27 protein-coding genes and 1 pseudogene are annotated in these 26087 nt (G+C 63.5%); 13 read left to right on the top strand and 15 right to left on the bottom strand.

Annotated elements, in window-relative coordinates; all coding sequences use genetic code 11:
• From BM136_RS25330 to BM136_RS04100, 7 genes are all read right to left on the bottom strand, one after another.
• Positions 1–882: an L-fucono-1,5-lactonase gene (locus tag BM136_RS25330; RefSeq protein WP_175537077.1), complete on the bottom strand. Its 882-nt coding sequence runs from the start codon at positions 880–882 to the stop codon at positions 1–3.
• A gap of 19 nt (positions 883–901) precedes the next feature.
• Positions 902–2179: an L-fuconate dehydratase gene (locus BM136_RS04075; RefSeq protein WP_092970482.1), complete on the bottom strand. Its 1278-nt coding sequence runs from the start codon at positions 2177–2179 to the stop codon at positions 902–904.
• A 34-nt stretch (positions 2180–2213) separates the two neighbouring features.
• Complete coding sequence (locus BM136_RS04080; RefSeq protein WP_045204072.1) at positions 2214–3074, bottom strand: ureidoglycolate lyase; 861 nt, start codon at positions 3072–3074, stop codon at positions 2214–2216.
• A 36-nt stretch (positions 3075–3110) separates the two neighbouring features.
• Positions 3111–3860, bottom strand: coding sequence for an SDR family oxidoreductase (locus BM136_RS04085; RefSeq protein WP_092970484.1), 750 nt, complete (start codon positions 3858–3860; stop codon positions 3111–3113).
• A 140-nt stretch (positions 3861–4000) separates the two neighbouring features.
• Complete coding sequence (locus tag BM136_RS04090; protein ID WP_092970486.1) at positions 4001–4948, bottom strand: ABC transporter substrate-binding protein; 948 nt, start codon at positions 4946–4948, stop codon at positions 4001–4003.
• Between the two features lie 35 nt (positions 4949–4983).
• The gene (locus BM136_RS04095; RefSeq protein WP_092970488.1) at positions 4984–6015 is read right to left on the bottom strand and encodes an ABC transporter permease; all 1032 of its coding nucleotides are present in this window, start codon (positions 6013–6015) and stop codon (positions 4984–4986) included.
• Positions 6008–7504, bottom strand: coding sequence for a sugar ABC transporter ATP-binding protein (locus tag BM136_RS04100; RefSeq protein ID WP_254775612.1), 1497 nt, complete (start codon positions 7502–7504; stop codon positions 6008–6010). The genes BM136_RS04095 and BM136_RS04100 overlap by 8 nt, the downstream gene beginning before the upstream one ends.
• 296 nt (positions 7505–7800) lie before the next feature.
• Between BM136_RS04100 and BM136_RS04105 the strand changes: the two genes are divergently transcribed.
• The 4 genes from BM136_RS04105 to BM136_RS04120 all read left to right on the top strand — a co-directional run bounded on the left by BM136_RS04105 (position 7801) and on the right by BM136_RS04120 (position 12579).
• Positions 7801–8508 (top strand): FadR/GntR family transcriptional regulator, encoded by a 708-nt coding sequence (locus BM136_RS04105; RefSeq protein ID WP_092970749.1) that lies wholly within the window; start codon positions 7801–7803, stop codon positions 8506–8508.
• Positions 8509–8913: 405 nt separating this feature from the next.
• Positions 8914–9921 carry a zinc-binding alcohol dehydrogenase family protein gene (locus tag BM136_RS04110; protein ID WP_092970492.1) on the top strand — a complete coding sequence of 336 codons (1008 nt, stop codon included), beginning with the start codon at positions 8914–8916 and terminating at the stop codon, positions 9919–9921.
• Positions 9922–9925: 4 nt separating this feature from the next.
• On the top strand, positions 9926–11053 hold the full coding sequence (locus BM136_RS04115; protein WP_092970494.1) for a mannitol dehydrogenase family protein: 1128 nt from the start codon (positions 9926–9928) through the stop codon (positions 11051–11053).
• 14 nt (positions 11054–11067) lie between these two features.
• Entirely contained in the window at positions 11068–12579 is a 1512-nt protein-coding gene (locus BM136_RS04120) for a UxaA family hydrolase (protein WP_092970496.1), read from the top strand.
• A 6-nt stretch (positions 12580–12585) separates the two neighbouring features.
• Here the strand turns inward: BM136_RS04120 and BM136_RS04125 are convergent, their stop codons facing one another.
• Together BM136_RS04125 and BM136_RS04130 are read right to left on the bottom strand one after the other, a co-directional pair.
• A complete protein-coding gene (locus BM136_RS04125) occupies positions 12586–13359 on the bottom strand; it encodes a DUF2182 domain-containing protein (protein ID WP_092970498.1) in 774 nt (257 codons plus the stop codon).
• Positions 13334–14104 (bottom strand): DUF899 domain-containing protein, encoded by a 771-nt coding sequence (locus BM136_RS04130; protein ID WP_092970500.1) that lies wholly within the window; start codon positions 14102–14104, stop codon positions 13334–13336. The genes BM136_RS04125 and BM136_RS04130 overlap by 26 nt, the downstream gene beginning before the upstream one ends.
• Before the next feature lie 86 nt (positions 14105–14190).
• Between BM136_RS04130 and BM136_RS04135 the strand changes: the two genes are divergently transcribed.
• From BM136_RS04135 to BM136_RS04155, 5 genes and pseudogenes are all read left to right on the top strand, one after another.
• Entirely contained in the window at positions 14191–15411 is a 1221-nt protein-coding gene (locus BM136_RS04135; RefSeq protein WP_092970502.1) for a helix-turn-helix domain-containing protein, read from the top strand.
• Positions 15412–15447: 36 nt separating this feature from the next.
• Positions 15448–16092 carry a Vgb family protein gene (locus BM136_RS04140; protein WP_092970504.1) on the top strand — a complete coding sequence of 215 codons (645 nt, stop codon included), beginning with the start codon at positions 15448–15450 and terminating at the stop codon, positions 16090–16092.
• 123 nt (positions 16093–16215) lie between these two features.
• Positions 16216–16668, top strand: coding sequence for a MarR family winged helix-turn-helix transcriptional regulator (locus BM136_RS04145; RefSeq protein ID WP_092970506.1), 453 nt, complete (start codon positions 16216–16218; stop codon positions 16666–16668).
• Between the two features lie 34 nt (positions 16669–16702).
• A pseudogene (locus tag BM136_RS25560) lies at positions 16703–17048 on the top strand (hypothetical protein).
• A complete protein-coding gene (locus BM136_RS04155; protein WP_092970508.1) occupies positions 17045–18313 on the top strand; it encodes an MFS transporter in 1269 nt (422 codons plus the stop codon). The pseudogene BM136_RS25560 and the gene BM136_RS04155 overlap by 4 nt, the downstream one beginning before the upstream one ends.
• Positions 18314–18381: 68 nt before the next feature.
• On the opposite strand, the gene BM136_RS04160 is transcribed toward BM136_RS04155, so the two are convergent.
• Positions 18382–18585: a cold-shock protein gene (locus BM136_RS04160; protein ID WP_027677448.1), complete on the bottom strand. Its 204-nt coding sequence runs from the start codon at positions 18583–18585 to the stop codon at positions 18382–18384.
• Positions 18586–18851: 266 nt separating this feature from the next.
• Between BM136_RS04160 and BM136_RS25565 the strand changes: the two genes are divergently transcribed.
• Positions 18852–19064 (top strand): hypothetical protein, encoded by a 213-nt coding sequence (locus BM136_RS25565; protein ID WP_092970510.1) that lies wholly within the window; start codon positions 18852–18854, stop codon positions 19062–19064.
• Between the two features lie 100 nt (positions 19065–19164).
• Here the strand turns inward: BM136_RS25565 and guaA are convergent, their stop codons facing one another.
• From guaA to guaB, 3 genes are all read right to left on the bottom strand, one after another.
• Complete coding sequence (guaA, locus tag BM136_RS04170) at positions 19165–20784, bottom strand: glutamine-hydrolyzing GMP synthase (RefSeq protein WP_092970512.1); 1620 nt, start codon at positions 20782–20784, stop codon at positions 19165–19167.
• Complete coding sequence (locus BM136_RS04175; protein ID WP_012761917.1) at positions 20759–21337, bottom strand: hypothetical protein; 579 nt, start codon at positions 21335–21337, stop codon at positions 20759–20761. Before BM136_RS04175 ends, guaA begins: the two co-directional genes overlap by 26 nt.
• Before the next feature lie 121 nt (positions 21338–21458).
• Positions 21459–22922: an IMP dehydrogenase gene (guaB, locus tag BM136_RS04180; RefSeq protein ID WP_092970514.1), complete on the bottom strand. Its 1464-nt coding sequence runs from the start codon at positions 22920–22922 to the stop codon at positions 21459–21461.
• Between the two features lie 154 nt (positions 22923–23076).
• Between guaB and BM136_RS04185 the strand changes: the two genes are divergently transcribed.
• Together BM136_RS04185 and BM136_RS04190 are read left to right on the top strand one after the other, a co-directional pair.
• On the top strand, positions 23077–24021 hold the full coding sequence (locus tag BM136_RS04185) for a DMT family transporter (protein WP_092970516.1): 945 nt from the start codon (positions 23077–23079) through the stop codon (positions 24019–24021).
• Between the two features lie 154 nt (positions 24022–24175).
• Complete coding sequence (locus tag BM136_RS04190; RefSeq protein WP_092970518.1) at positions 24176–24715, top strand: DUF4124 domain-containing protein; 540 nt, start codon at positions 24176–24178, stop codon at positions 24713–24715.
• Positions 24716–24718: 3 nt separating this feature from the next.
• Here the strand turns inward: BM136_RS04190 and BM136_RS04195 are convergent, their stop codons facing one another.
• A complete protein-coding gene (locus BM136_RS04195; RefSeq protein WP_092970520.1) occupies positions 24719–25084 on the bottom strand; it encodes an RnfH family protein in 366 nt (121 codons plus the stop codon).
• Positions 25071–25508 (bottom strand): type II toxin-antitoxin system RatA family toxin, encoded by a 438-nt coding sequence (locus BM136_RS04200; protein WP_092970522.1) that lies wholly within the window; start codon positions 25506–25508, stop codon positions 25071–25073. The genes BM136_RS04195 and BM136_RS04200 overlap by 14 nt, the downstream gene beginning before the upstream one ends.
• A 124-nt stretch (positions 25509–25632) precedes the next feature.
• On the opposite strand from BM136_RS04200, the gene smpB reads away from it, so the two are divergent.
• Positions 25633–26079: an SsrA-binding protein SmpB gene (smpB, locus tag BM136_RS04205; protein WP_004626709.1), complete on the top strand. Its 447-nt coding sequence runs from the start codon at positions 25633–25635 to the stop codon at positions 26077–26079.
• Positions 26080–26087 lie beyond the last annotated feature (8 nt).

The following is a 26087-nucleotide window of genomic DNA, read 5'->3' on the forward strand; positions in this document are numbered from 1 at the left end:
TCAAGCCTTGAGTTGCAGGTTGTAGCAGCGGGCGGCGGTACCACCCCAGAGATTGGCGCGTTCGGTGGCGCTCACTCGCTCTTCGGCCCAGACATGCAGCACGTCGTACACCGTGCCGTACGACGCCGCCAATTGGCACACCGGCCAATCCGACCCAAACATCACGCGGTTGGGACCGAAGACATCGAGTGCAACGTCAAGGCATTGGCGCGCGTGCTGAACGTCGCGCACGGTCACGCCCTTTCGCCAGTCGGCTTCGGTCAGCAGGCCGGAGAGCTTGCAGGAGACGTGCGGCATGTCCTTGAGCGGCGCAAGTGTGGCCCGCCAGCGTGCAAGGGCTTGCGCGTCACGCTCGAACGCTTCAAGCGGTGGCTTGCCGAGGTGGTCCAGCACCAACAAGTGACGATCGTGCCGGCCGCAGAAATCCACAGCGGGCTCCAGTTGGTGACCGAACACCAGCACGTCGTACGTGTAGCCCCAGAGTTGCAGCAACGCGACGCCCTGCTCGAATGCCGGGTTCGACAAAAATGCGGCAACGTCCGGCTCGTCCTGCACGGTGTGCCGGAAGCCAACCAGCTTGTGCTCGCCGCTCCGGGCTTCAAGGCGGGCCTCAAGATCGGCGGCATGCAGGTCTTCCCAGCCGACCACGCCGACAATCCAGTCGTGCTCGGCAGCGAGGCCGAGCAGAAAATCCGTCTCCTCCCGCACACCGCGCGCCTGCACGGCAATCGCAGCGTCCAGGCGTTGTGCGCGCAGCTCTGGCAGCAGGTCGGCAGGCAGACGGTCTTCGGCCAGGGCTTCCATGCCGGGGCCGATCCATGAATACGCCCCGGGTTGATAGCGCCAGAAATGCTGGTGCGCGTCTATTCGTGGCACGGGCAGCGCAGGGTCCGTCATCGCATCAGCCCCGGAAGCGGTATTGCTCAAGCGATGCCGGCTTCATCGTGATGGAGAAACCCGGTGCCTGCGGCGGAAGATAGGCCGCATTGCGCACCACGCACGGATCGACAAAGTGCTCGTGCAGGTGGTCGACATACTCGACAACACGCCCTTCGCGCGTCCCTGACACGCAGATGTAGTCGATCATCGACAGATGCTGCACGTACTCGCACAGGCCCACACCGCCGGCATGCGGGCACACCGGCAAGCCGTACTTGGCGGCCAGCAGCAACACGGCCAGGATCTCGTTCACACCGCCCAGCCGGCACGCGTCGATCTGCACGACATCGATGGCGCCGCGCATGATGAACTGCTTGAAGAGAATGCGGTTCTGGCACATCTCGCCGGTCGCCACCTTGACGGGGGCAACCGCTTCGCGCACCGCGCGGTGCCCTTCCACGTCGTCCGGGCTGGTCGGCTCTTCAATGAACCACGGCTTGGCGAAACCGAGTTCGCGCACCCAGTCAATGGCCTCCTTGACCTCCCAGACCTGGTTGGCATCGATCATCAACTCGCGGTCCGGCCCAAGCACTTCGCGTGCGATCGAGACCCGGCGAATATCGTCCTTCAGATCACGCCCCACCTTGAGCTTGATATGGCGGAAACCGCTGTCGACGGCCTCGCGGCAGAGGCGGCGCAGCTTGTCATCGTCGTAGCCGAGCCAGCCGGCGGACGTGGTGTAGCACGGGTAGCCTTCCTGCTCCAGCGTGCGGATGTGCTCGGCCTTGCCCGGCGCTTGCTTGCGCAGCAGTTCAAGCGCTTCTTCGGGCGTGATGCCGTCCGTGATGTAGCGGAAGTCGATGCAGCGCACGAACTCTTCGGGCGTGAGATCGGCCACCAGGCGCCAGAGCGGCTTGCCTTCGGCCTTGGCCCACAGATCCCAGGCAGCATTCACGACGGCGCCCGTCGCCAGATGAATGGCGCCCTTGTCCGGGCCGATCCAGCGCAACTGGCTGTCCGACGTGACATGGCGCCAGAAGCGGCCCATGTCTTCACGAATCCAGTCGAGGTCGAGCCCTTCCACCAGATGATGCATCGCCGCGATGGCGGCGCAGCACACCTCGTTGCCGCGACCGATCGTGAAGGTCAGGCCGTGGCCTTCCAGGCCCGGCTGGTCAGTCTCGAGGATCACGTAGGCCGCGGAGTAATCCGGGTCCGGATTCATCGCGTCAGAGCCGTCGAGATGCTGCGAGGTCGGGAAGCGCACGTCCAGCACGCGCAGGGATCGGATGATGGTCATGAGTATCGTGTTCGGGATTGCGGAATGCGTGCTTTCAGCCTTGCGCGTTCACCGTGCGCTGGCGCTGCTCGCCCAGACCCTCGATGCCCAGGCGCATCGTCTGGCCGGCGCGCAGATAGACCGGCGGCTTCTGCCCCAGCCCCACGCCCGGCGGCGTGCCGGTGGAAATCACATCGCCAGGTTGCAGGCTCATGAAGCGGCTCAGATAGCTCACCAGATGCGCCACGCCAAACACCATGGTCGACGTCGATCCGTTCTGGTAGCGATGTCCATCCACCTCCAGCCACAGATGCAACGCTTGCGGGTTGGGCACCTCGTCTGCAGTCACGAGCCACGGGCCGATGGGGCCAAAGGTGTCGCAGCCCTTGCCCTTGTCCCACGTGCCGCCGCGCTCGAGCTGGTATTCGCGCTCCGACACATCGTTGATGACGCAGTAGCCCGCCACGTGCGCGAGCGCATCAGCCTCGCTGATGTATCGGCCGCCCTTGCCGATCACCACACCAAGCTCGACTTCCCAATCGGTCTTCACCGAGCCCTGCGGAATTTCCACATCATCATTGGGGCCGCAGATGGCGCTGGTCCATTTGCCGAAGACGACCGGCTCGGCCGGCACTTCGGCACCCGTCTCAGCGGCGTGGTCGGAATAGTTCAGCCCGATGCAGATGAACTTGCCGACGTTGCCCACGCAGGCGCCCAGGCGCAGGCCCGCTTGCGGCGTGCCATCGACGATGGGCAGTCGGCTGATGTCCAGCGTGCGCAGGTGAGCGAGGCTCTCGGGCAGCAGCGCCGCGCCGCCAATGTCGTCAATCACGGCTGACAGGTCGCGCACTTGCCCTTGCGCATCGAGCAGGCCGGGCTTTTCCTGGCCCTTGGGGCCGTAGCGGAGGAGTTTCATCGTGTTGTCTTTGTGGACTGCAATCAATCAAACCAATCAGTTGGACCAGCCGCCGTCGATCACGCAGCAGGTACCGGTCGTGAAGCGGGACTCATCCGAAGCCAGGTAGGTCGCCAGCGCGGCAATCTCGTCTGCCGTGCCGACGCGACCCATCGGCTGGCGCGCAACGAAGGCCGCACGGATGGTGTCAATCGACACGCTCTGTTCCTGCGCCTGCGCGGCAATGCGCTGCTCGAGCGACGGAGACTCCACCGTGCCCGGGCAGATGGCGTTGCAGCGGATGCCGCGCGCCACAAAGTCGGCGGCAATAGCCTTGGTCATGCCAATGACGGCAGCCTTGGTCGTGCCATACACGAAGCGGTTCGGCACGCCCTTCACGCTTGATGCGGCGGAGGCCATGTTGATGATCGATGCGCCGCCGTTGTCCAGCATCTTCGGCAACAGCGCACGCGTCAGGCGGTACATCGACGTCACGTTGAGCTGCCACGAGAACGCCCAGTCGTCTTCCGAACATTCGAGGATGCTGCCGGGATGCACGAAGCCCGCGCAGTTGAACAGCGCATCGAACGCGGCTTCTTCGCGCGCAAGGACGGCAACGGCATTGGCGTCCGTCACGTCCAGGCGCAAGGTGCGGACACCGGCGGTCTCTGCCAGCGTGGCCAACGCCTCTGCGTTGATATCGGTGGCGAGCACCTGCGCGCCCTCTCTTGCAAACATCATCGCGCTGGCCCGGCCAATACCCTGCCCGGCCGCCGTCACGAGGATGCGTTTTCCTTGGAGTCTCATTGCGTCTGCGTTCCGGGGCGGACCACGTTGGCGGTGGCCCATTCCGGCAATGGAGTTAAAACACTGCGCCGTTCAGGAAAGGGATTCAGCCGGCATGGCGGCGAACGACGCTCCGCCACGCCCCTTGTTGCGATGATTCGTCAGTACAGAACGTTCTTGGCCTCGGGCGAATCCAGGTTCTGCTTGTTGACCATCATCACGCCCGTGTCGACCTGCTTCTGCACGGGCTTCTTCTCGATCACGCTGACGACCGTCTCGATGCCCTTGTAGCCCATCTGGTACGAGCTTTGGACGGCAATTGCGCGAATCGTGCCGTCGCGCACGAAGCCCTGCAGATCCTGGTTGCCGTCAAAGCCGATGGCCGCCACCTTGCCGCTCTTTCCCGACTGCTGCAGCGCGCGCCCCATCCCGACCGCCGTCGGTTCGTTCGCACCGAAAATGCCCTTCAGATCAGGATTGGCGGCCAGCACATCCGTCGTCTGGTTCAGCGCCGTAGCCATTTGCGATTGCGAGTAGAACGGCCCAACGATCTGCAGCTTCGAGTGCGCCTCGATGTATTTCTTGAAGCCGCCCACTCGGCCGATTTCAGACCCCGCGCCCGGCACATAAGACATGATCGCGATCTTGCCAGTCTGGCCCACGGCCTCGATCATCGCCTTCGCGCACAACTCCCCCGCCTTCGCGTTATCCGTCGACAGGAACGACTGGTAATACTGCTTGCCGGAGTCGGACACCATCGAGTCGATCAGCACCACCGGAATGTGGGCTTCCCAAGCCTTCTTCATCGCCGGTACCAGCGCATCCGGGTCCGACGGTGCGAGGACAATGCCTGCGACATGCCGGTTCACGGCGTTCTCGACCATGTTCACTTCGTCGGCAATGGCCGATTCTGCTGCGGGCCCCTGGAAGGTCATCGTGTAGCCCTTCGCGTTGCCCATGGCGGCTGTCGCGCCTTTCTGAACGTTCTGCCAGTAGTTGGAATTTGCCGATTTCACGATCACGGCAATTTCACCGCCTGCCGCCTGCGCATAAGCAGAGAACAGTGCACACGTTGCTGCAACCACCGCCAGTACGGAAAACTTCTTCATGTCTCACTCCTTGGTTTTGGTTTGAACTGCTCGACTCACAACTTGCGGTTTCTGAGCTGATCGATCCAGACGGTGCCAAGGATGACCACGCCGATGATGATCTGCTGGATAAAACTCGATACGCCGTTCATGTTGAGCCCGTTGCGCAACACCCCGATCACGAACGCGCCAATGGCCGTGCCCGAGACCGTTCCGACACCGCCCATCAGCGACGTCCCGCCGATCACGGCACTGGCAATCGCATCAAGCTCGTACATCACGCCTTCGTTCGGCTGCGCCGTCACGAGGCGAGACATCAGCACGCAGCCGGTCATCCCGGCCAGCAAGCCCGACAGCACATACGTGAACAGCTTCACGCCCTGCACGTTCACGCCGGACAGGCGCGCCGCCTCGGCGTTCGAGCCGACTGCGTAGATGTGGCGACCCAGTGAAGTGCGGGAGAGCAGCACAGAGACGGCAATGAACAGCGCAAGCATGATCACCACCGGGTAAGGAATGCCGGGGAAGACCGTGTCCGGAAAGCCGTCTGCGCCGATGTGCGAGATGCGGAACAGCGCGCCGTTGCCGAGTTCGCCGAAGGCGTCCCCCAAGCCCGAGACCGGACGGGCACCCGTGATCTGCAGCGCCAGTCCGCGCGCGACCAGCATCATGCCGAGCGTGGCAATGAATGGCGGCAGGCCCATCCGCGTGATGCAGATACCGTTGACCCATCCGCACATGGCACCAACGGCCACACCGGCCAGCATGGCAATCGGAACCGGCACGCCCATCTTCACGAGCAATGCGGCCACGACGCCGGAAAGCGCCAGCACTGAGCCCACCGACAGATCGATGCCACCGGTGATGATCACGCACGTGGCGGCCACACCCAGGTAGGCAATCGACGTGACTTGCAGCGCGACGGTCATGAAGTTGCCGACCGAAAAGAACGCTGCGCTGGTGGCGGAAAACGCAATCACAAGCGCCACGAGGCTACCGAGCGCCGCAAACTTCTGGATCAAATCCCGATGGTGTTGCTTGCGCTGCGTTTTCACGGCCTGCGGCTGATCTGATGTCATTTCAAGCATGTGTTCGTCCTGATGCGTAATGCAGAATTTCTTCCTGGTTTGTCTTCCGTGTTTCCAGGACTGCGGTAATGCGGCCTTCGTGAAAGACGGCAATTCGATCTGTCATGCCCAGCAGTTCTGGCAGCTCCGAGCTGATCAGCACGACTCCGACACCGTCCGCGGCGAGTTCGTCCATCAGCCCATAAATCGCGTACTTGGCGCCGACGTCGATGCCCCGCGTCGGTTCATCGAAAAACAGGATGCGCGAACCGCGATACAGCCATTTGCCGATCACGATCTTCTGTTGATTGCCGCCCGAGAGATTGCGCACCATCTGCCCGACGGACGGCGTGCGGATGTTCAGCTCGCGCACGTAGCGCTGTGCCACGGCGGTCTCTTCGGAAAAGCGCAGGAAGCCATGCGATGAAATCGCCCGGACATTGGCCAGGGTGATATTCACGGCCACCGGCATCGACAACGCCAGACCGTCCTTCTTTCTGTCTTCCGACAGGTAGGCAATACCTTGGCGGATAGCCTCGCGCGGGGAGCGGATCGTGACCGGCGTGTCGCCGAGCATGATCGACCCGGAATCGAGCCGTTCCGCACCAAAAATGGCCCGCGCCACCTCCGTGCGGCCCGCGCCCATCAGGCCGGCAAAACCGAGAATCTCGCCCTTGCGCAACTCGAACGACACCGGCCCGAAGACGCCCGCCCGGCTCAGTGCGTTCACGCGTAACAACACCTCGTCGGTCGGCACCGATTTGCGCGCCGGGAACACATCGTCGAGTGAGCGCCCGACCATCCGCGCGACGATCTCGTTGACACTGGTGGAAGCGAAATCGCTCGTGGCGATATGGCGGCCGTCACGCAGCACCGTCACCCGATCAACGATCTCGGCCATCTCATCCAGCCGGTGCGAGATGTAGAGAATCGCCACGCCATCGGCGCGCAACTCCTTGATGATGCGAAACAGCTGAACGGTTTCGGATTCCGTGAGCGAAGACGTGGGCTCGTCCATGATCAGCACACGCGCGTTGAGCGAGAGCGCCTTGGCAATCTCCACCATCTGTTGCTGAGCAATCGACAGCGCGCTAACCAGCGTGGTCGGCTCGACGGCCAGCCCGATCCGCTGCAGATAGCTCCGTGCATTGGTGTTGAGCTTGCGGTAATCAATGAACGGGCCGCGCTTGGGCTCGCGCGCCAGGAAGATGTTCTCTGCCACCGACAGATGCGGCACGAGATTCAGCTCCTGATGGATGATCGCAATGCCGGCCGCCTGCGCCTCGGATGTCGAGGTGAAGCGCACCGCCTCGCCGCGGTAATTGATGGCACCATCGTCTGCCGTGTACTGGCCGCTGATAATCTTCATCAGGGTGGATTTGCCGGCACCGTTTTCGCCGCAGACGGCATGGACTTCGCCCACGCGCAGATCCAGATCGACGCCATCCAGCGCAACAACGCCGGGAAAGCGTTTGCCGATGCGCTGCAAGCAAAGAATCTCTTGCGGCATCGACGATCTGGAGCTGCTTACGTGCGTAGGCACGGCATCAGCACTGCTCATCGTGGTCTCCGTTGTGTTGCGAGGCTCTGATCTTCCGCTCGGCGCACTGGTAAGTCCAGTTCGGATCGATTCGAATAAGCCAAGCATTTTTTGGTCAAGCCAATATCACTTACAACACACCTGCCTGACCACTAGTGCAAACCCTGAACTGTTGCTGACACCAGTCTAGACAACGGCTGGCGGTGCCCATGCTAGACTCGAAGCACATCCATGCGCGGCAACGCCCGCGCCAAAAAACACACACGATGAAGCAGACAGAGCCAAAGCGGCTTTACCAATCTGTAGCCGCGCAGATTCTCGCGCTGATCCAACAGGAAAAGCTCGGACCGGGCACACGCTTGCCTCCCGAGCGCGAACTGGCGCAGACGCTGGGCGTATCGCGCCCGTCGTTGCGCGAGGCGTTGATCGCCCTGGAGATTGGCGGCCAGGTTGAGATCCGCATGGGTTCTGGGGTGTACGTGCAAGACGCAAGCGCGGCGAGCGAGAGTGCGGCCATTCCGTCGCTGGGCGAAAGCCCCTCCGAACTGATGCAGGCCCGGGCCGTTCTTGAAGGCGACGTGATCACGCTCGCCACGGGGCGCCTGACGGCGGCCACGCTCGACAAGCTCCAGCGCACCATCGACCGCATGAAGAAACTCGCATCGGGGGGGAAGTCGCCCACCGACGCCGACCGCCAGTTCCACATGCTGATTGCAGAGACCGCCGGCAATTCGGTCCTCAGCCGATTCGTGGCCGAGCTGTTCGATAGTCGCCATGACCCGCTGGCCATGGCCATCCGCGACCATGCGGAGGGCGAATCAAGCTGGCATGCGGCCGTGCATGAGCACGAAGAGATTCTCAAGGCGCTGCAGGCGGGCGACCCCATCGCGGCGCAAACCGCCATGCGGGCGCACTTGAAAGCGTCCGAAGAGCGCTGGATTGCGGGCGCCATTCAGCAAGACAGCGCGCAGTAACGGCCCTCACCGCATGCGCGGCTCCCCGCGGCCGCGCGGTCCTTCCCCGGCACCCACGCCGCTCCCGCCCCAATGCGGCCTGACCAAATTTCGGGCCGTCTCGCCTTGACCCCTTGAAAACAAGGGATTTCCTGCCCTCAGGGTTTCCCCCATCAAGGAATTTCCCGCAAGATGTTAAATTGGTCTGACCAATAGGTGAGGCCTGTTTGGCATGACCAGTTGCTGTAGACGAAGGCTGTCTCCTTCAACTTGGTGCAGTACACGCGCGCAATCAAACCTCACCGCATCCACTCAAGGAGACCGGAAGGTGACCCACTGTTTGCCATCGCCACGCGCCCATACACAACTTCTCCAACGGCTCCGTCACGCGGAGACTGGCGACGCCGCTTCTGCCGGAGCCGCATCATGCTGACGGTCGTTTGCGAAACACCAGGCACCCTGCTCGCGCTCGACCGCCCGGTCCCCACCCCTGCCGAGGGCGAGGTGCTGCTGCGCGTCAAACGCGTTGGTGTGTGCGGGACCGATCTGCACATCTTCACGGGCAATCAGCCTTACCTCAATTACCCGCGCGTGATGGGGCATGAGCTGTCGGGCATCGTCGAACAGGCGCCGGCCGGCAGCACGCTGGCCAAGGGCGACGTGGTCTACGTGATGCCCTACCTGTCATGCGGGCACTGCGTCGCGTGCCGCCAGGGCCGGACAAACTGCTGCGTCAATATCCAGGTGCTGGGGGTGCATCGCGACGGGGCGTTCACTGAATACCTGAGCGTGCCGCAAGCCTTCGTGCACAGGGCGGACGGCGTGAGTTTGGATCAAGCTGCGATGGTGGAATTTCTGGCCATTGGCGCCCACGCGGTGCGTCGTGCACAGGTGCGAGCCGGGCAGCGCGTGCTGGTGGTAGGCGCTGGCCCTATCGGCATGGCCGCCATGATCTTTGCCAAACTGCGCGGCGCGGTGGTCACGGCGCTGGACTCCCGTGCAGATCGCCTCGCCTTTGCAGTGGAGCAACTTGGTGTGGATGCCAGCGTTGCACTGGGCGATACCGACGAAGTACAACTCGCCGCGCTTACAGGCAACGAGTTTTACGACGTCGTCTTCGATGCCACGGGCAATCCGAAAGCCATGGAGCGCGGCTTGCGTTTCGTGGCGCACGCCGGCACCTATGTGCTGATCTCTGTGGTAGCGGCGAACATCTCGTTCTCCGATCCGGAATTCCACAAACGCGAGACCACGCTGCTCGCCAGCCGCAACGCCACCACGGAAGATTTTGAGACTGTGCTCGACGCCATGCGCGCGGGCAAGATTCCGGCCGCGCTGAACACCCACCGCATGGCGCTGGCAGACGTGCCCGAGCACTTCAAGACACTGCTCGACCCCGCCGCTGGCGTGGTGAAAGCCATCGTGGAGTGCTGAGCGCATGACCGAGCCGATCCTCCAGTTCGGCACAAGCCGCTTCCTGCAGGCGCACGTCGACTTGTTCGTGTCGGAAGCGCTCGATGCGGGGCAAGCGCTGGGTGGGATAACCGTCGTTCAGACCACATCCAACCCCGCCAGCGCAGCGCGTGTGGCGGCGCTGGCAGGCGGTGAGGGTTATCCGGTGCGCATTCGCGGTTTGCAAGACGGCGCACCCATTGATCAGACCGTCACGTGCTGCGCTGTGCAACGCGCCCTTCAGGCCGAGGCCGACTGGGAACAGCTGCGCGAGCTCATGGCAAGAGACGTGCAGGTGGTGATTTCCAACACGGCCGACCAGGGCTACCAGCTCGACCCGCGCGATGATGCCAGCTTGATCAAGCAGCCATCGCGCGTGCCACACAGCTTCCCCGCCAAACTGGTGGCGCTGCTGCTCGGCCGCTGGCTGCGGCAGCCGCAGGCACCGCTGTCGCTGTTTCCGTGCGAACTGATCGAGCGCAACGGCGACACGCTCTGCGAGACGGTCTGCTCGCTGGCACAGCAATGGGCACTGCCCGCCGCGTTCGTCGATTGGCTGCGCACGCATTGCATCTGGGCGAATTCGCTCGTAGACCGCATCGTCTCCGAGGCATTGCACCCCGTGGGCGCCGTGGCAGAACCGTACGCGCTGTGGGCCATCGAGCGCCGGCCCGGGCTGGTGCTGCCATGCACGCATCCGGCCATCGTGCTGACGGATGAGCTGGATCATCACGAGCGGCTCAAGCTCTTTCTGCTCAACGCGGGCCACACCTTTCTGGCCGAGCGTTGGCGCGAAGATGCGCATCCCGCCGATCTGACCGTCGTGCAGGCCATGGAAGACCCGCGCCTGCGGCCGGAGCTGGAAGCCCTGTGGCGCGACGAGATCGTTCCTGTATTCGCCGCCCTGCACAAGCGCGAGGCCGCCGCGGCCTATCTCGTCTTGCTGCGAGAACGGCTGTTGAACCCTTACCTTGCCCACCGCCTCGCCGACATCGCGCAGAACCACGCGCAGAAGAAGCAGCGGCGCCTGGCACCCATCGTCGCGCTGACGCGGCAATTGGGCTTGCACCTCGCCCAGCCGCGCCTGAATGCCGCGCTGGCCAATCCGAATTGAACCTGCGAAGCACCATGTCCGACTCATCCATCATTCTTCTTGCCCCCGACGACGACGTAGCCGTCGCGCGTGTTGCGCTAGCGCCCGGCGCGGCACTTGACGCTGCGGTGACCACGCGCGATGCCATTCCCGCCGGCCACAAGGTCGCGTTGCGCGACATCGCAGTGGGGCAGCCGGTGCACAAGTATGGGCAGGTCATCGGCGTGGCCACAGCGCCCATCCGCATGGGTGAGCACGTGCACGTACACAACGTCGGCATGGCCAACTCCGCCGTCGAGCACACTGTGGGCCACGCGTATCGCGCCACCGTGCCGGTCGACACGCCCGCCACGTTCGAAGGGTACGTGCGGGCAGATGGCCGCGTCGGCACGCGCAACTTCATCGGCGTCATCGCCAGCGTCAACTGCTCTGCCACCGTGTGCCGGCATATCGTGCAGGCGGCGCAGGCAGAGGTGGCCGCGTTCCCCAACGTGGATGGCGTTGTCGCCATCACGCACGGCAGCGGCTGCGGCATGGCCGGTAACGGCGAGGGGCTGGAACTGCTGCAGCGCACGCTGCGCGGCTACGCCGACCACCCCAACTTTGCCGGCGTGCTGATCGTTGGCCTGGGTTGCGAGGTCAATCAGGTGGCACCGCTCGTGCAGATGCTGGGGGCACGGACGCCAGGCTTGTTTGCCTCGCTGACGATCCAGGAAGAAGGCGGCACGCGTGAGGCGATTGCTGCCGGCTTGGCCATGCTGCGCGACATGCTGCCGATCGCGAACCAGGTGCAACGCAGCACCGTCCCGGCAAGCCACTTGACGGTAGGCCTGCAATGCGGCGGGTCGGACGGCTATTCCGGCATCAGCGCCAACCCTGCGCTGGGCGCCGCGGTGGATTTGCTTGTGCGACACGGAGGCACCGCAGTGCTATCTGAAACACCCGAGATCTATGGCGCAGAACATCTGTTGACTGCACGCGCCGCAACGCCTGCCGTGGCCGATGCGTTGATGAAACGGTTGGCCTGGTGGGAGCACTACACCAGCACGCTGGGCGCCGACATGAACAACAACCCTTCGCCCGGCAACAAGGCCGGCGGCGTCACGACCATCCTGGAAAAATCGCTCGGCGCGGTCGCCAAGGGCGGCAGCAGCGGGCTGATGGCCGTGTATGAATACGCCCAGCCTGTGCAGGCGCACGGCCTCGTCTTCATGGACACACCCGGCTACGACCCTGTCTCAGCCACGGGTCAAGTTGCAGGTGGCGCCAACCTGATCTGCTTCACAACGGGCCGCGGGTCCACCTATGGCTGCAAGCCGGTGCCCTCCTTGAAGCTGGCTACCAACAGCACGCTTTTCCGGCACATGGAGCTGGATATGGATTACGACTGCGGCGGCATCGTCGATGGCCGCCTCAGCATTGCACAGGCCGGCCAGGCGCTGTTCCAACTGATGCTGGCCACAGCGTCGGGCGACCACACCAAGAGCGAACTCAACGGCCTGGGCGACAACGAGTTCGTACCCTGGCAGCTTGGTGCGGTGATGTAAGGCAAGTCATGGCAACGCGGCGGAAGCCAACTGGAGCAACCCCGCCACGATCGCCACAGCACCAATGCAGCGGGCTACGCGGTCACCGGCGGGCGCCAGGCGCTCCAGCGTGATCGCCGCTGACACCGCGGCCATTGCGCGCAGATCCATGACGCCGATCACAAGGAGGATTGCCGTGAGGCCCGCGCAAGAGCAGGCGCAGCGCATGCCGAGGCGCAAGCCATATCGCCACGCTGTACTGCCCAGTGCAGGCGCCGTTCGGCACCCTGCAAGCTGCCGCGCCTTCCATGCGCTGAACTGCAGTGCACCGGCCGCAAGAACGACTGCACCGCTGGTAGCCGGCAACGCGCGCGCCAGCACGGGCCACGTCATTTCAAGCTGGGCCACCGCGGCGCCCAGCGCAAAGACCATCGCGCCGATCAGCCCCCACACGGCAAAGTACGCCGTGCCTGCCAACGCGGTGTGCGCATCAACATCCGGCTTGCCCGTCATGTGAAGCGCAACGCGATACCGCCGCAGCATCGGCAGTAAAGACGGCAGCATCATCGCCACCATCATCACCGTCCACATACCAATGAAGGACGCGGCAAAACTCCACCACGTCTGACCGCACATCGGCATCCACGCCATCGGCATCGCGGCCATGGCCGGCATGGCGTCGCACCAGGCCACCGTCGCTGCCGTGCTGGCGATGAACAGCAATGCCGAGACGGCCAGGAAGCCGCGCTCGGACACTGCATGCTCGCGTGGCAGCTCAACGCTGCTGAGCGTACTCGTCATGGCGACGCCACCAGACACCGGTTTCGTTGCGGCCGAGCGGCGCGCGATCGAGCCACTGGTATGCGCCCCACAAGCCGTCGAGGCCGCGCGCGTAGGTGGAATACGTGTGGTACACGACACCGTCTTCCAGCACGAACGCGCTCATGCCAGGCCGATCGCGCACATAGGTGGGCGCGTCGGTGCCGCACATGCTGGCGAACTGCTGCACAGGTTCGGGCAAGTCAGATGCATCCATCACGTGGCTGCCGCGCACGTAGTTGTAATCGGCGCTGCCTGCGCGCTGCTGGTCTTCTGTGATTGAGACGTTGAAGTCGTAGTTGAAATTGCTGCCCACCGACGACGCCCACGGAAAACGCCAGCCCATCCGCTCCCGGTACTCCAGCAGCTTGGTCAGTGGTCCGCGCGACACCGCCATCAGCGTCACGTCGTGGTTCGCCAGATGCGTGACGAAACCGTCAAAGCCATCGGCAATCATCGAGCACGAGGGGCAGCCCGCCTTGTAGTCCGGCCCGAACATGAAGTGATAGACGAGCAGTTGCGAGCGCCCGGCGAACAGATCGGCCAGCGACGCACTGCCATTCTCGGTTTCAAAGCGATAGGTTTTGTCGATGCGCACCCATGGCAGTGCCTGCCGGCGGCGCGCGAGTTCGTCGCTGCGGCGGGTGAGTTCCTTCTCGGCCTTTAGCAGTTCAATGCGCTCTGCCAGCCAGCTTGCGCGGGTTGCGGTCGGGTGTGTTGCACTCATGCTTGCCTCCGTTTTGAGTGAGTGGTCGTGTGCTAGATTAGGCGCCGACCTCAAATGGCGGGAGTGACAAGTGTGGCGGGATTCGAATGGATTCATTGATCACGGCTGCAGCCCGAGCACTCGCTGCCGGTGACCCATTCGGAGCGCTGAACCGCGTCGCCTTGCGTGACGACGCGCCAGCACTCGCGCTGCGCGGCATCGCCATGGCACAGCTCGGTGACCTGGCACGCGCCAAACTCTTGTTGCGTCGCGCCGCCCGCGCATTCGGCTCGCGGGAAGCCTTGGCACGCGCACGCTGCATCGTCGCGGAAGCCGAAGTCGCCCTTGCTTCGCGCGATCTGGGCTGGCCCGCCAAAACCCTCGACGCGGCATGCGCCACGCTGGAGGCGCATGGCGATCACGTCAACGCCGCACACGCGCGGTATCTCAGCATCCGCCGCCTGCTGCTGATCGGCCGCCTGGACGATGCAGAAGCTGCGCTCGCGGCGCTAACCCCGGCGCATCTTCCTCCGGTCTTGCGGGCGGCGCATGCGCTTGTCGTCGCCGGCATTGCCATCCGACGTTTGCAGACCGCTGCCGCACGCGCTGCCTTGAGCGACGCAGATATCGCGGCGCGTCAGGCCGGCATCCCGACGCTCACCGCCGAAGTCGAACGTGCCGCCCTCGCCTTGAGCGCACCGGCTGCGCGCCTCATCTCGCGCGGCGAAGAACGCGTCCTGCGCCTTGATGATGTCGAAGCCCTCTTTGCGTCGGACGCGCTGGTGGTGGATGCATGCCGACTCGCCATCCGACACATCGATGCGGTCGTCCCACTTGCCACGCGGCCCGTGCTGTTCACGCTAGCGCGAGCACTTGCCGAAGCGTGGCCCGAAGATGTCCCCCGAGACGCCCTCATCGCCCGGGCGTTCCGCACCCGGCATCCCGACGAATCGCACCGCGTGCGACTGCGCGTGGAGATGGGGCGTTTGCGCACGGCACTTGGTGCGTTGGGTACGGTCAAGGCGACCAAGCAAGGATTCGCGCTGCAACCCCACGCGGCGCAAAAGGTGGTGGTGCTCGCGCAACCCGTCGACGAGCAATACGCCGCCGTGCTGGCGTGCCTGGCCGATGGGGAATCGTGGTCCAGCTCTGCATTGGCATTGGCCCTCGGGGCCAGCCAGCGCACCGTACAGCGCGCGCTCGACGCATTGGCCGCCACCGGCAAGGTGCAGTTCTTCGGACGCGGGCGCGCGCGCCGCTGGGTGACGCCGCCGGTACCCGGATTCGCGACCACCTTGTTACTCCCCGCACCGCTGCCAAGTGACTAGGATGAAGGCTCCACAACCGACCCCAGCGAGTCCAACATGAAACGATCCACCGCCGAAGTCGTGCGCGAATACGGCCCATTCCCTGGCGCAGAGAACGTCGGCGGCGTGACCTACGATGGTCAACACGTCTGGTTTGCTGCCGGCGGTCAGTTGAAGGAACTTGACCCCGACAGCGGCAAGACGCAGCGCTCCATCGACGTGCCGGCCCATGCCGGTACCGCGTTCGATGGACGGCACCTGTTCCAGATCGCCGAAGACCGCATCCAGAAGATCGATCCGCAAACCGGCGCCGTGCTCGCCACGATTCCCGCGCCAGGCGCGGGCGGAGACTCGGGCCTCGCCTGGGCCGAAGGCACGTTGTGGGTCGGTCACTACCGTGAGCGCAAGATCCGCCAGATCGATCCGGAAACCGGCAAGGTGTTGCGCACCATCGAATCCAACCGCTTCGTAACTGGTGTCACGTGGGTCGACGGCGAACTCTGGCACGCCACATGGGAAGGCGATACGAGCGAGCTGCGGCATATCGATCCGCAAACCGGCGAAGTGCTGGAGCAGCTTGACATGCCAGCCGGCATCACTGTGTCAGGACTCGAGTCGGATGGCGCCGATCAGTTCTTCTGCGGCGGCGGCACCACCGGAAAGATTCGCGCGGTACGGCGGCCCCGCAAGCAGGCGGCATAGTAGCGATACCGCACACGGAAGGAACGAGGCCCGCTCAAATGCGGGCCTTCTTGTTTGCGTGGCCCGCGCATAACATTACAGCTTAACTGCACAGTTAAACTGTATTGATGCTATGCTCGCGGCATGGCTAAATCACCCTCCTCCACCGAGCCCGCGCCGCCCGCCGCGCTGGCCGGCGATCTGCGCATTGCGCTCGGCAAGCTGTCCCGGCGCCTGCGCGAACAAGTCCACCCAAACGATCTCACCCACGCGCAAAAGTCGGTTCTGCTGCGCCTGGACCGTGATGGCCCGGCCACCGTGTCTGCGCTTGCGCGGGCCGGCAGTGTGAAGCCGCAGTCGATGCGGGTCACCGTTGCAGCACTGGAAGCAATGGGCGCAGTTGTCGGCAAGCCCGATCCGACGGATGGCCGGCAAACGCTCATCGAATTGACGCCGGGCTTTCGGAAAGCACTCAGGGAAAGCCGCGCCGCGAAGGACGATTGGCTGTTCCGCGCACTGCAGGCGCAACTGTCCGCCGCCGAGCAAGCTGAGCTGGCAAAGGCCGTGACGTTGCTGCAACGGCTGGCAGAGTTTTGAGCCTCTTTTACTGTTCCTGATCCGGAGTGTCGGCATGGCATGGTCGCATCTCATCTCTTGGTTTTTCGGCGGCGCATTCCTCGCCAACGCTGTGCCGCACTTCGTCTTCGGTATCGCAGGCAAACCATTTCAGAGCCCATTCGCAACGCCGCCCGGCGAAGGTCTTTCGTCTTCTACGGTGAATGTGCTGTTGGGGGGGGGCGTTCAATCTGGCCGTCGGTTACGTCCTCGTCCTGCGGGTTGGTGATTTCCACCTGCGAAACACAACCGATGCCGTTGCGATCGGGTTGGGCATCCTGGCGCTCGGCGTGCCGCTGGCACGGCGCTTTGGCCGGTTCAACGGAGGCAATCTCGGCAGCGGTCTGCCGGAACACCAATGAACACATCGGCAAGTACGCCAGCAACAGGCGTCTTCCGCTCACTGCGGGTTTTCAACTACCGCTTGTGGGCCGTGGGGTCGCTTGTGTCCAACGTGGGCACGTGGATGCAGCGCACCGCACAGGACTGGCTGGTGCTGACGCAGCTCACGCACCACAACGCTTCTGCGGTGGGCACGGTGATGGCGCTGCAGTTCGGCCCGCAGCTTCTGCTGTTGCCGTGGACGGGCGTTGCCGCAGACCGCTACAACCAACGCAAGCTGCTGATGGCCACCCAGGCGACATCGGGCGTACTGGCGCTGATTCTCGGGCTGCTGACCGTGACGGGCATTATTCAGCTCTGGCACGTCTACCTGCTGGCGTTTCTATCCGGGTGCGCGTCGGCGTTCGATGCCCCGGTCCGCCAGACGTTCGTGGCAGAACTGGTGGGCGACGGCGATCTGCCCAATGCGGTTGCGCTCAACTCGACCTCGTTCAACGCGGGTCGCATGGTCGGGCCAGCAGCGGCGGGCATGGCCATCGCCACCATCGGTACAGGCTGGGCATTCCTGGCCAATGGGCTTTCGTTCATCGCCGTGCTGACTTCGCTCTTTTTCCTGCGCAAATCCGAACTGCGCCCGAATGCGCGGGCACGGCGCTCGCAAGGCGGCTTTGCCGAGGCCATCCGTTACGTGTGGGCTCGCCCCGATCTCAAGGCCATGCTGGTCATGCTGTTCCTGATTGGCACATTCGGGTTGAACTTCCCAATCTTCATCTCGACAATGGCCGCGAGCGTCTTCCACTCGGATGCGCGCGGCTACGGCGTGTTGTCGTCGATGATGGCGATCGGCACGATATCCGGCGCGCTTTTCGCCGCGGGGCGCAAGCGGCTGGAGTTCAAGTCGCTGCTGATCGGCGCTGCGATGTTCGGGCTGGGGTGCACGTTGGCGGCCATCGCACCGGGCTATTGGCTGTTTGCTGCCGCGCTCGTCATCACCGGCATGGCGGCGCTGACCTTTACCAACACGAGCAACAGCCTGATGCAACTCTCGACTGAACCTGCCATGCGTGGTCGGGTGATGGCGTTGCGCGTGGCCATCGCGTTGGGCGGCACCCCGATCGGCGCGCCGATCGTGGGCTGGGTGGCAGACCATCTCGGCCCGCGCTGGTCACTTGGTGTGGGAGCGCTCTCGGGCCTGCTTGCGGCAGCGGTTGCCGTCTATGTGATGCGACGGCAGATTCACCTACCGCGGCAAGAGCCTCCGACGCTGGGGCAAAGCGCGTCTTGAGCAGATCGACGTTGTGTCGAAAAAAAACCCCGCGATGCGGGGTTTTTTCTTGGCAGATGAACGACCGATCAGATCGCTTCGATCTTCGTGGCAGCCGGGCCCTTCTGGCCAACGCCTGCAACGTAGCGAACCTTCTGGCCCTCTTGGAGGGACTTGAACCCGCTACCCTGAACTTCAGAGAAGTGAGCGAAGAGATCGTTGCCGCCTGCGTCCGGGGTGATGAAGCCGAAGCCCTTGGAGTCGTTGAACCACTTTACTGTGCCGGTTTCCATGTTGGATATCCTAAAAAGTTCTGCATGAGCCTGTGCTCATCAGGCACGACAATCAAGGAAGAAACATGGAGCAAAGGAAGCACCGCTTGGTGTGACAACCCAGAACATCGGAGTAACTGCTTGAAGATCCTGCGAGGATGGTTTCTACAGATATTTCAGACCCGCGTCAACAAATAATTGGATAAGCTGCACCTTTGACCTACCCCTGCTCCCCACCGTTGAGCCAGCGCGCCCCAGTTGGCATGCCCCTTGAGAGACCCATCAGCATGACACTCTGCTCGGCTTGCGCCGCAATCGAACTCCATAAGCGCGGCGCGCCAGGCCATGCTTTGCTGAGAATCACCGACACGCAGCGCATCAAGTCCCCCTCCGCGCGCCCGGTCACGATCAGCACGTTCTCGTGCCCCACATGCGGCGCACGGTGGGTCTACCGTGACGAAAAGAACGTGGACAACCAAGGCTGGTCGCTGGAGGTGTAGACGCCATTCCGGTAGCTTCTCGGCAGGCGCTGGACAGCCAACTGTAAGGACAAAAAAAAGCCCGCATAACGCGGGCTTCTTCCGACGTGGGAGGTGAATCTCACTCCCACTCGATCGTCGCAGGCGGCTTGCCCGACACGTCATACACGACCCGGCTCAACCCGCGCACTTCATTGATGATGCGGTTCGACACACGGCCCAGCAGCGTGTACGGCAGATGCGCCCAATGTGCGGTCATGAAATCGGTGGTCTGCACAGCACGCAGCGCAGTGACGTAGTCGTACGTACGGCCATCGCCCATCACGCCGACGGACTTGATCGGCAAGAACACGGCAAACGCCTGGCTGGTCAGGTCGTACCAGCTCTTGCCGACATCGCCTTCACCGCACAGGCCGGCGGCCGCGTCTTGCACCGTAGCCTTGGTGCCACGCAGTTCTTCGATGAAGATGGCGTCGGCACGGCGCAGCAGGTCTGCGTATTCACGCTTGACCTCGCCCAGAATGCGCACGCCCAGACCCGGCCCCGGGAACGGATGGCGATAGACCATCTCGTGCGGCAGGCCCAGCGCCACGCCAAGCTCACGCACTTCGTCCTTGAACAGATCGCGCAGCGGTTCGAGCAGCTTCAGCCCCAGCGTTTCCGGCAGGCCGCCCACGTTGTGGTGGCTCTTGATCGTCGTCGCCTTCTTGGTCTTGGTGCCGCCCGATTCCACCACGTCCGGGTAGATCGTGCCCTGCGCCAGCCACTTGGCGTTGCTGAGCTTCTTGGCTTCGGCTTGGAACACTTCAACGAACTCGCGGCCGATGATCTTGCGCTTGGCTTCCGGGTCCGTCACGCTGGCCAGGTGGCCGAGGAACTGCTCGGAGGCGTCCACGTGCACGACCTTGGCGTGCAGGCGGCCGGCGAACATGTCCATCACCATCTTGCCTTCGTCAAGACGTAGCAGGCCGTGGTCGACAAACACGCAGGTGAGTTGGTCGCCAATCGCACGGTGAATGAGCGCCGCTGCCACCGATGAATCCACACCGCCCGACAGGCCGAGGATCACCTCCTCATCACCGACCTGCTCGCGGATGGCCTTGACGGCTTCGTCGATGTGGTCGCGCATGACCCAGTCGGGCTTGGCACCGGCAATTTCCAGAACAAAGCGCTCGAGCATCGCGCGGCCTTGCACGGTATGCGTAACTTCCGGGTGAAACTGCACGGCGTAATAGCCACGTGCCTCATCGGCCATACCGGCGACCGGGCAGCTCGGCGTCGAGGCCAGCAGCTTGAAGCCGGGCGGCAGTTCCGTAACCTTGTCGCCGTGGCTCATCCAGACCTTGAGCATGCCGTGGCCTTCCGGCGTGGCGAAGTCCTGGATGTCCTTGAGCAGACGCGTGTGGCCATGTGCACGCACTTCGGCGTAACCGAATTCGCGGTGGTCACTCCACTCCACCTTGCCGCCCAGCTGCACGGCCATGGTCTGCATGCCGTAGCAGATGCCGAGCACCGGCACGCCCAGGTCCCACACGGCCTGCGGGGCGCGCAGCTGATGGTCTTCGTACGTGCTGGCATGGCTGCCGGACAGGATGATCGCCTTGGGCGCGAACTCGCGCACGAAGGCGTCGGACACGTCGTTCGGGTGGATCTCGCAGTAGACGTGTGCTTCACGCACGCGCCGCGCAATCAGTTGCGTGACCTGCGAGCCGAAATCAAGGATGAGGACTTTGTCGTGCATGTTGTGGAGGGATGGAATCGGCAATCGTGTCGACTTCAGTGCCGGGGCCGTAGCCCGGAGGCGGCATGTAGCCAGGTTCTTTGCGTTGCGCCTTTTCTGCGCGTTCGCGTTCGCGCGCGGCCGCGGCGTCTTCCCGGGCCTTTTGCGCGCGCACGCGCTCATGGGTGCGCACACGGCGCGAGGCGGGAATCTGCACAGCGGAAAACGCCGCCAGCACCGCAGCAAACGTCGGCAGCCAGATGCGGCCGGCGCCGTCCACCGGCAAGTGGAAGAACAGCAGCCAGGCGATCACCAGCACGGCGACCGCCAGGTTCACATGACCGACCACCTGCGCCACGGCGGTCGTCAGTTGCCCGTTGACGGTGGCGTGCCACAGCAGCCAGGCCACGCCAATCAGCGTGACACCGAGCAGCTGGCCGTACATCGCCGGCTCCGGCTGCGGCAATTGCAGCGCGCCGAAGATGGACGTCATTGGTGAAGCCAGCAGGACGAGACCGACGCACAGTGCGACAGCCGCATCCAGAAACAGAACGAGTCGCAAAAGCGCTTTCATCATCGTCTCCAGTTGCGGGCGGCCGCCCGTGCTTCGGCCACCGGTTGATTCGGCCGGAGCGCCCGCGCCCCGGCGGCAGTACTGCGTGCCTTCTATCTTGTATGCGGTGATCGGCAACCGATCAGTCGCGGTGATAGTTCGGCGCTTCCTTCGTGATCTGCACGTCGTGCACATGCGATTCGTTCATGCCGGCAGCGGTGATCTCGACAAACTGGGCCTTCTCGTGCCATTCGGCAATCGACGCGCAACCGCAGTAGCCCATCGACGAGCGAACGCCGCCCGTGAGTTGATGCACGATCGGCAACGCGGAGCCCTTGTACGGCACGCGGCCCTCGATGCCTTCGGGCACCAGCTTGTCGACGTTGGCGGTGTTGTCTTCCTGGAAGTAACGGTCGGCAGCGCCGTCCTTCATCGCGCCCACCGAGCCCATGCCGCGGTAGCTCTTGTACGAGCGACCTTGGAACAGGAACACCTCACCTGGGGATTCGTCCGTACCGGCAAACATGCCGCCCATCATCACGGTGTGCGCGCCGGCAGCCAGGGCCTTGGCGACGTCGCCCGAGTAACGGATACCGCCGTCAGCGATAAGCGGAACGCCGGTGCCCTTCAGTGCCTCGGCCACATTGGACACGGCAAAGATTTGCGGCACGCCCACGCCAGCGACAATCCGCGTCGTGCAGATCGAGCCCGGGCCGATACCGACCTTGACGCCATCTGCGCCGTGGTCGACCAGCGCCTTGGCTGCGTCGCCCGTGGCAATGTTGCCGCCAATCACCTGCACTTGCGGATAGTTGTCCTTGATCCAGCGCACGCGGCTCAGTACGCCCTGGCTGTGGCCGTGCGCAGTGTCCACCACGATCACGTCCACACCGGCCTTGACCAGCAAATCGATACGCAAATCGTTATCCGGGCCCACGCCCACCGCCGCACCCACGCGCAGCGAACCGCGTTCGTCCTTCGACGCCAGCGGATATTCGGTGGCCTTCTGGATGTCCTTGACGGTGATCAGGCCACGCAGCTCGAAAGCCTCGCCCACCACCAGCACACGCTCCAGGCGGTGCTTGTTCATCAGGCGCTTGGCCTCTTCCAGCGAAGCGCCTTCCTTGACGGTGACGAGCTTCTCGCTCGGCGTCATCTTGGCGCGCACCGGGGCGTCCAGTTCTTCTTCGAAACGCAGATCGCGGTTGGTGATGATGCCCACCACCTTCTTGCCTTCCAGCACCGGGAAACCCGAAATGCCATGCTGTGCCGACAGCGCCATCACGTCGCGGACCTTCATGTCCGGACCGATGGTGATCGGGTCGCGCAGCACGCCCGATTCAAAGCGCTTGACCTTGGCGACTTCGCGCGCCTGTTCTTCGGGCTTCAGATTCTTGTGGACGATACCGATGCCACCTTGCTGCGCCATGGCGATGGCGAGCCGCGCTTCCGTAACCGTATCCATGGCGGCGGAGACGAGCGGAATGGCAAGTTCGATCGAACGGGTGAGCTTGGTGCGAAGGGACGTATCGCGGGGCAGGACGGCCGAATAGGCCGGGACGAGCAGCACATCATCGAACGTGAGTGCTTTCTGGACAAGACGCATAGCAATTTCCTCTAGGCGCAAAATCGGATTATACGGGAATTCGCCCCACGGTTGTAGAGACCCGTGCTATGCTCGATAAATTTTTCTTCGCGCACGCACCTCCAGCGCCCTGCGCCACCAGCGGCCGCGCCGAATCAGCCTCGCGAGTGTTCGAATGGGAATTGGCGTATTGTGCGCCCTGCTGGCTGGGGCGATGTGGGGCATGGTCTTTATTGCACCCCGCGCGCTACCTGCGTTTTCACCGTGGGAACTGACCCTCGGCCGCTACCTCGCCTACGGCGCCATCGCAGTCATTGCCGCTGCTCCAATCCTTCCCCGCATTGCCCGTAAGATTACCCGCGCCGATTGCCTGGCGCTGGTGATGCAATCCTGCAGCGGCAATCTTGTTTACTTCGTTCTCGTGGCGTTTGGCGTGCAACTGGCTGGCGTTGCACCCACCTCACTCATCGTTGGCATCCTGCCCATCACGGTGACCATGCTTGGCCGGCGCGATCACGGCGCCGTGCCGCTCTCCCGGCTGATCTGGCCGCTATTGGTTGTCGCTGCTGGCATCGTCTGCATCAACGTCGATCTATTTGGCCATCAAGCAGAAACGGCAGCCACGAACGTCCGGCCGGTCTGGCAACGCATTGCCGGCATCGCTTGCGCAGTGGGCGCGCTTTGCAGCTGGACCTGGTATGCCGTAGACAATGCCCGCTACCTGCAGCGCAATCCGCATTTCTCCAGCAACGAATGGTCTGCGTTGTACGGCATTTCGAGCGGCATTCTGTCGGCCGCTTTGACCTTGATGGCCCTGCTCTCGGTTGGTACAAGCTGGATGAATACCGGCGGACGTGACTGGAGCACGTTCTGGGCGGTCAATGCCGCCGTAGCACTCGGCGCGTCGCTGATCGGCAACAACTTGTGGAACATCGCCTCCCGACGGCTGCCGCTTACGCTGTCGGGCCAGATGATCGTGTTCGAGACGCTGTTCGCGCTGGCATATGGCTTCGTGTATGACGGCCGCTGGCCGCGTCTGCTTGAGATGGCCGCAATCGCCTTGCTGATTGCGGGTGTCGGCTGGTCGGTGCGCTTGCACGCCAACGACAAGTCTGCATAAACTGGGCGCCTTGCCGGGGGGCGAGTCGACAGGCCAAGCCAGGCCGTCGGCCTAAATTGGCGAGTGGCGATCACGCCACCGGGCTCCCGTGCGCGTCGAGGGGCCGTCGTCGGGTCGGCCAGCGCGCCGTCGGCAGTCCACGAACGAGAACTTCATGAAACGACTGCACGTCCTGTTGCCTGCCACCGCCACCCTGATCGCCGTTGCTTGCCCGGTTGCCCAGGCGCAATGGGCTTGGCAATGGCGCGATGACAAGGGCCACATGGTCTACAGCGACGCCGCACCGCCGCCGTCGGTGCCACCCAGCCGCATCATCCGCAACCCGAACAGCCGCACGGCCACGGCCTACGAGGCGCTTTCCGCGCCGGCCTCGGGCGTCAAGGCAACAGACCCGAACGCCGCCGCGAAACCCGGCCAGGCGGCCTCCGGCGTCGCTGCGTCCAACCCGGACGAAGAGCTGCGCAAGCGCATGGCCGACCGCGCCAAGAAGGAACAGGACGAAGCCAAGCAGGCGGAGCAGGCCCAGCGCAAGCAGGCAGAATGCCAGCGCCTTCGCGCCGACACCGCCTACCTGCAAGGCGGTCGCCGCTATGCCACGCCGCAGCCGGATGGGTCGCTTTCGTATATGGATGACAACCAGCGCGCCCAAGCCATTCAGCGTAACCAAGCTGTGCTGGACCAGAACTGCGGCTAAGACTTACTCGAGGACGTCGTCTTTGGGCGGCGCCTCGTTGCGCAGCCACTTCAGCCCTTCGCGCGTGCCGGTGGCCCGCACCTTCTGCACACGCCGCCGGCGAGCCGTTTTCGGATCGGCGATCAGCGGACCCAGGATTTCCACCCGATCGCGCGCATGCAATGCGGCATCCGGCGTCTTGCGCTTGCCGTAAACGCCCAGCCGGCAGGTATCGATGGTCAGATCCAGGCCGTTGAGCAAGCCGGTCGCATGCACGGCGTCAGCCACCGTCGCCTGCGCCGGCACTTGCACACTGACGAGCCGCGGCGGCGTGACCGTCGCCAGGCAGACCATCACGTCGATCACGACGTTGGAATCAGGATTCGCCATACACCGTCTCAGCGCGTTTGACGAACGAATCGACAAAGGTGTTGGCAATCATGCTGAACACCGGACCGATCAGCTTTTCCAGAATCACGCTCGAAAACTCGTAATGCAGGTGGAAGTTGATCTTGCAGGCATCCGCGCGCAGCGGCGTGAAGATCCAGAAACCGGTGAACGACTTGAAAGGCCCATCTGCGAACGTCATATCAATGCGAGTGGGCCGTATTTGCACGTTACGCGTGCGAAAGAACTGATGAATGCCCTTGAAGGCGATGTCCACACGCGCGTCGAGTGACGTTTCCGTCTGTTCGTAGATTTCAACGCCGCCGCACCATGGCAGGAAGTTCGGATAGTCCTTGACGTCGGTGACCAGGTCGAACATCTGTTCGGCCGAGTAGCCTATCAACACGGTTTTTTCAACGTCTGCCATGCGTGATCCGAAAGCTTTGCGTGCCGCGTCCCGGCTGGGATTGCGGCGGATTTGTTAAACTCGCCATTTTATCGCAGCGCATGCAGGGATCGTCACCCCAAGCGCGCACCGCATATTCAAAAATATGACCATCGCCGACAACAAAAAGGCCTTTTTCGATTACTTCATCGAAGAGCGCTACGAAGCAGGCATGGCTCTTGAGGGCTGGGAGGTGAAAGCCATCCGGGCCAACCGTGCGCAGATCAAGGAAGGCTACGTCGTCATCCGCAACGCCGAACTGTTTCTGATCGGGGCCCATATCAGCCCGCTGCAATCGGCCTCCACGCATGTCAATCCAGACCCCGTGCGCACCCGCAAGCTGCTGCTGCACGCCGAAGAGATCAAGAAGCTCATCGGCAAGGTGGAGCAGCGCGGCTACACGCTCGTGCCGCTCAACCTGCACTACACGCGCGGCCGCGTAAAGTGCGAAATCGGCCTCGCTAAAGGCAAGAAACAGTTCGACAAGCGCGAAACCGAGAAGGACCGCGACTGGCAGCGCGAAAAAGCGCGCCTCATGCGCGAGAAGGCCTGAGCCCTCTC

Source organism: Ralstonia sp. NFACC01 (genome assembly GCF_900115545.1).
Taxonomy (GTDB): domain Bacteria; phylum Pseudomonadota; class Gammaproteobacteria; order Burkholderiales; family Burkholderiaceae; genus Ralstonia; species Ralstonia mojiangensis.

Excerpts from the sequence above, each read along its gene's own strand:
- BM136_RS04075 (WP_092970482.1), bottom strand. The coding sequence starts at position 2,179 with ATGACCATCATCCGATCCCTGCGCGTGCTGGACGTGCGCTTCCCGACC.
- BM136_RS04080 (WP_045204072.1), bottom strand. The coding sequence starts at position 3,074 with ATGAAACTCCTCCGCTACGGCCCCAAGGGCCAGGAAAAGCCCGGCCTG.
- BM136_RS04085 (WP_092970484.1), bottom strand. The coding sequence starts at position 3,860 with ATGAGACTCCAAGGAAAACGCATCCTCGTGACGGCGGCCGGGCAGGGT.
- BM136_RS04090 (WP_092970486.1), bottom strand. The coding sequence starts at position 4,948 with ATGAAGAAGTTTTCCGTACTGGCGGTGGTTGCAGCAACGTGTGCACTG.
- BM136_RS04095 (WP_092970488.1), bottom strand. The coding sequence starts at position 6,015 with ATGCTTGAAATGACATCAGATCAGCCGCAGGCCGTGAAAACGCAGCGC.
- BM136_RS04100 (WP_254775612.1), bottom strand. The coding sequence starts at position 7,504 with ATGCCGCAAGAGATTCTTTGCTTGCAGCGCATCGGCAAACGCTTTCCC.
- BM136_RS04105 (WP_092970749.1), top strand. The coding sequence starts at position 7,801 with ATGAAGCAGACAGAGCCAAAGCGGCTTTACCAATCTGTAGCCGCGCAG.
- BM136_RS04110 (WP_092970492.1), top strand. The coding sequence starts at position 8,914 with ATGCTGACGGTCGTTTGCGAAACACCAGGCACCCTGCTCGCGCTCGAC.
- BM136_RS04115 (WP_092970494.1), top strand. The coding sequence starts at position 9,926 with ATGACCGAGCCGATCCTCCAGTTCGGCACAAGCCGCTTCCTGCAGGCG.
- BM136_RS04120 (WP_092970496.1), top strand. The coding sequence starts at position 11,068 with ATGTCCGACTCATCCATCATTCTTCTTGCCCCCGACGACGACGTAGCC.
- BM136_RS04125 (WP_092970498.1), bottom strand. The coding sequence starts at position 13,359 with ATGACGAGTACGCTCAGCAGCGTTGAGCTGCCACGCGAGCATGCAGTG.
- BM136_RS04130 (WP_092970500.1), bottom strand. The coding sequence starts at position 14,104 with ATGAGTGCAACACACCCGACCGCAACCCGCGCAAGCTGGCTGGCAGAG.
- BM136_RS04135 (WP_092970502.1), top strand. The coding sequence starts at position 14,191 with ATGGATTCATTGATCACGGCTGCAGCCCGAGCACTCGCTGCCGGTGAC.
- BM136_RS04140 (WP_092970504.1), top strand. The coding sequence starts at position 15,448 with ATGAAACGATCCACCGCCGAAGTCGTGCGCGAATACGGCCCATTCCCT.
- BM136_RS04145 (WP_092970506.1), top strand. The coding sequence starts at position 16,216 with ATGGCTAAATCACCCTCCTCCACCGAGCCCGCGCCGCCCGCCGCGCTG.
- BM136_RS04155 (WP_092970508.1), top strand. The coding sequence starts at position 17,045 with ATGAACACATCGGCAAGTACGCCAGCAACAGGCGTCTTCCGCTCACTG.
- BM136_RS04160 (WP_027677448.1), bottom strand. The coding sequence starts at position 18,585 with ATGGAAACCGGCACAGTAAAGTGGTTCAACGACTCCAAGGGCTTCGGC.
- BM136_RS25565 (WP_092970510.1), top strand. The coding sequence starts at position 18,852 with ATGACACTCTGCTCGGCTTGCGCCGCAATCGAACTCCATAAGCGCGGC.
- guaA (WP_092970512.1), bottom strand. The coding sequence starts at position 20,784 with ATGCACGACAAAGTCCTCATCCTTGATTTCGGCTCGCAGGTCACGCAA.
- BM136_RS04175 (WP_012761917.1), bottom strand. The coding sequence starts at position 21,337 with ATGAAAGCGCTTTTGCGACTCGTTCTGTTTCTGGATGCGGCTGTCGCA.
- guaB (WP_092970514.1), bottom strand. The coding sequence starts at position 22,922 with ATGCGTCTTGTCCAGAAAGCACTCACGTTCGATGATGTGCTGCTCGTC.
- BM136_RS04185 (WP_092970516.1), top strand. The coding sequence starts at position 23,077 with ATGGGAATTGGCGTATTGTGCGCCCTGCTGGCTGGGGCGATGTGGGGC.
- BM136_RS04190 (WP_092970518.1), top strand. The coding sequence starts at position 24,176 with ATGAAACGACTGCACGTCCTGTTGCCTGCCACCGCCACCCTGATCGCC.
- BM136_RS04195 (WP_092970520.1), bottom strand. The coding sequence starts at position 25,084 with ATGGCGAATCCTGATTCCAACGTCGTGATCGACGTGATGGTCTGCCTG.
- BM136_RS04200 (WP_092970522.1), bottom strand. The coding sequence starts at position 25,508 with ATGGCAGACGTTGAAAAAACCGTGTTGATAGGCTACTCGGCCGAACAG.
- smpB (WP_004626709.1), top strand. The coding sequence starts at position 25,633 with ATGACCATCGCCGACAACAAAAAGGCCTTTTTCGATTACTTCATCGAA.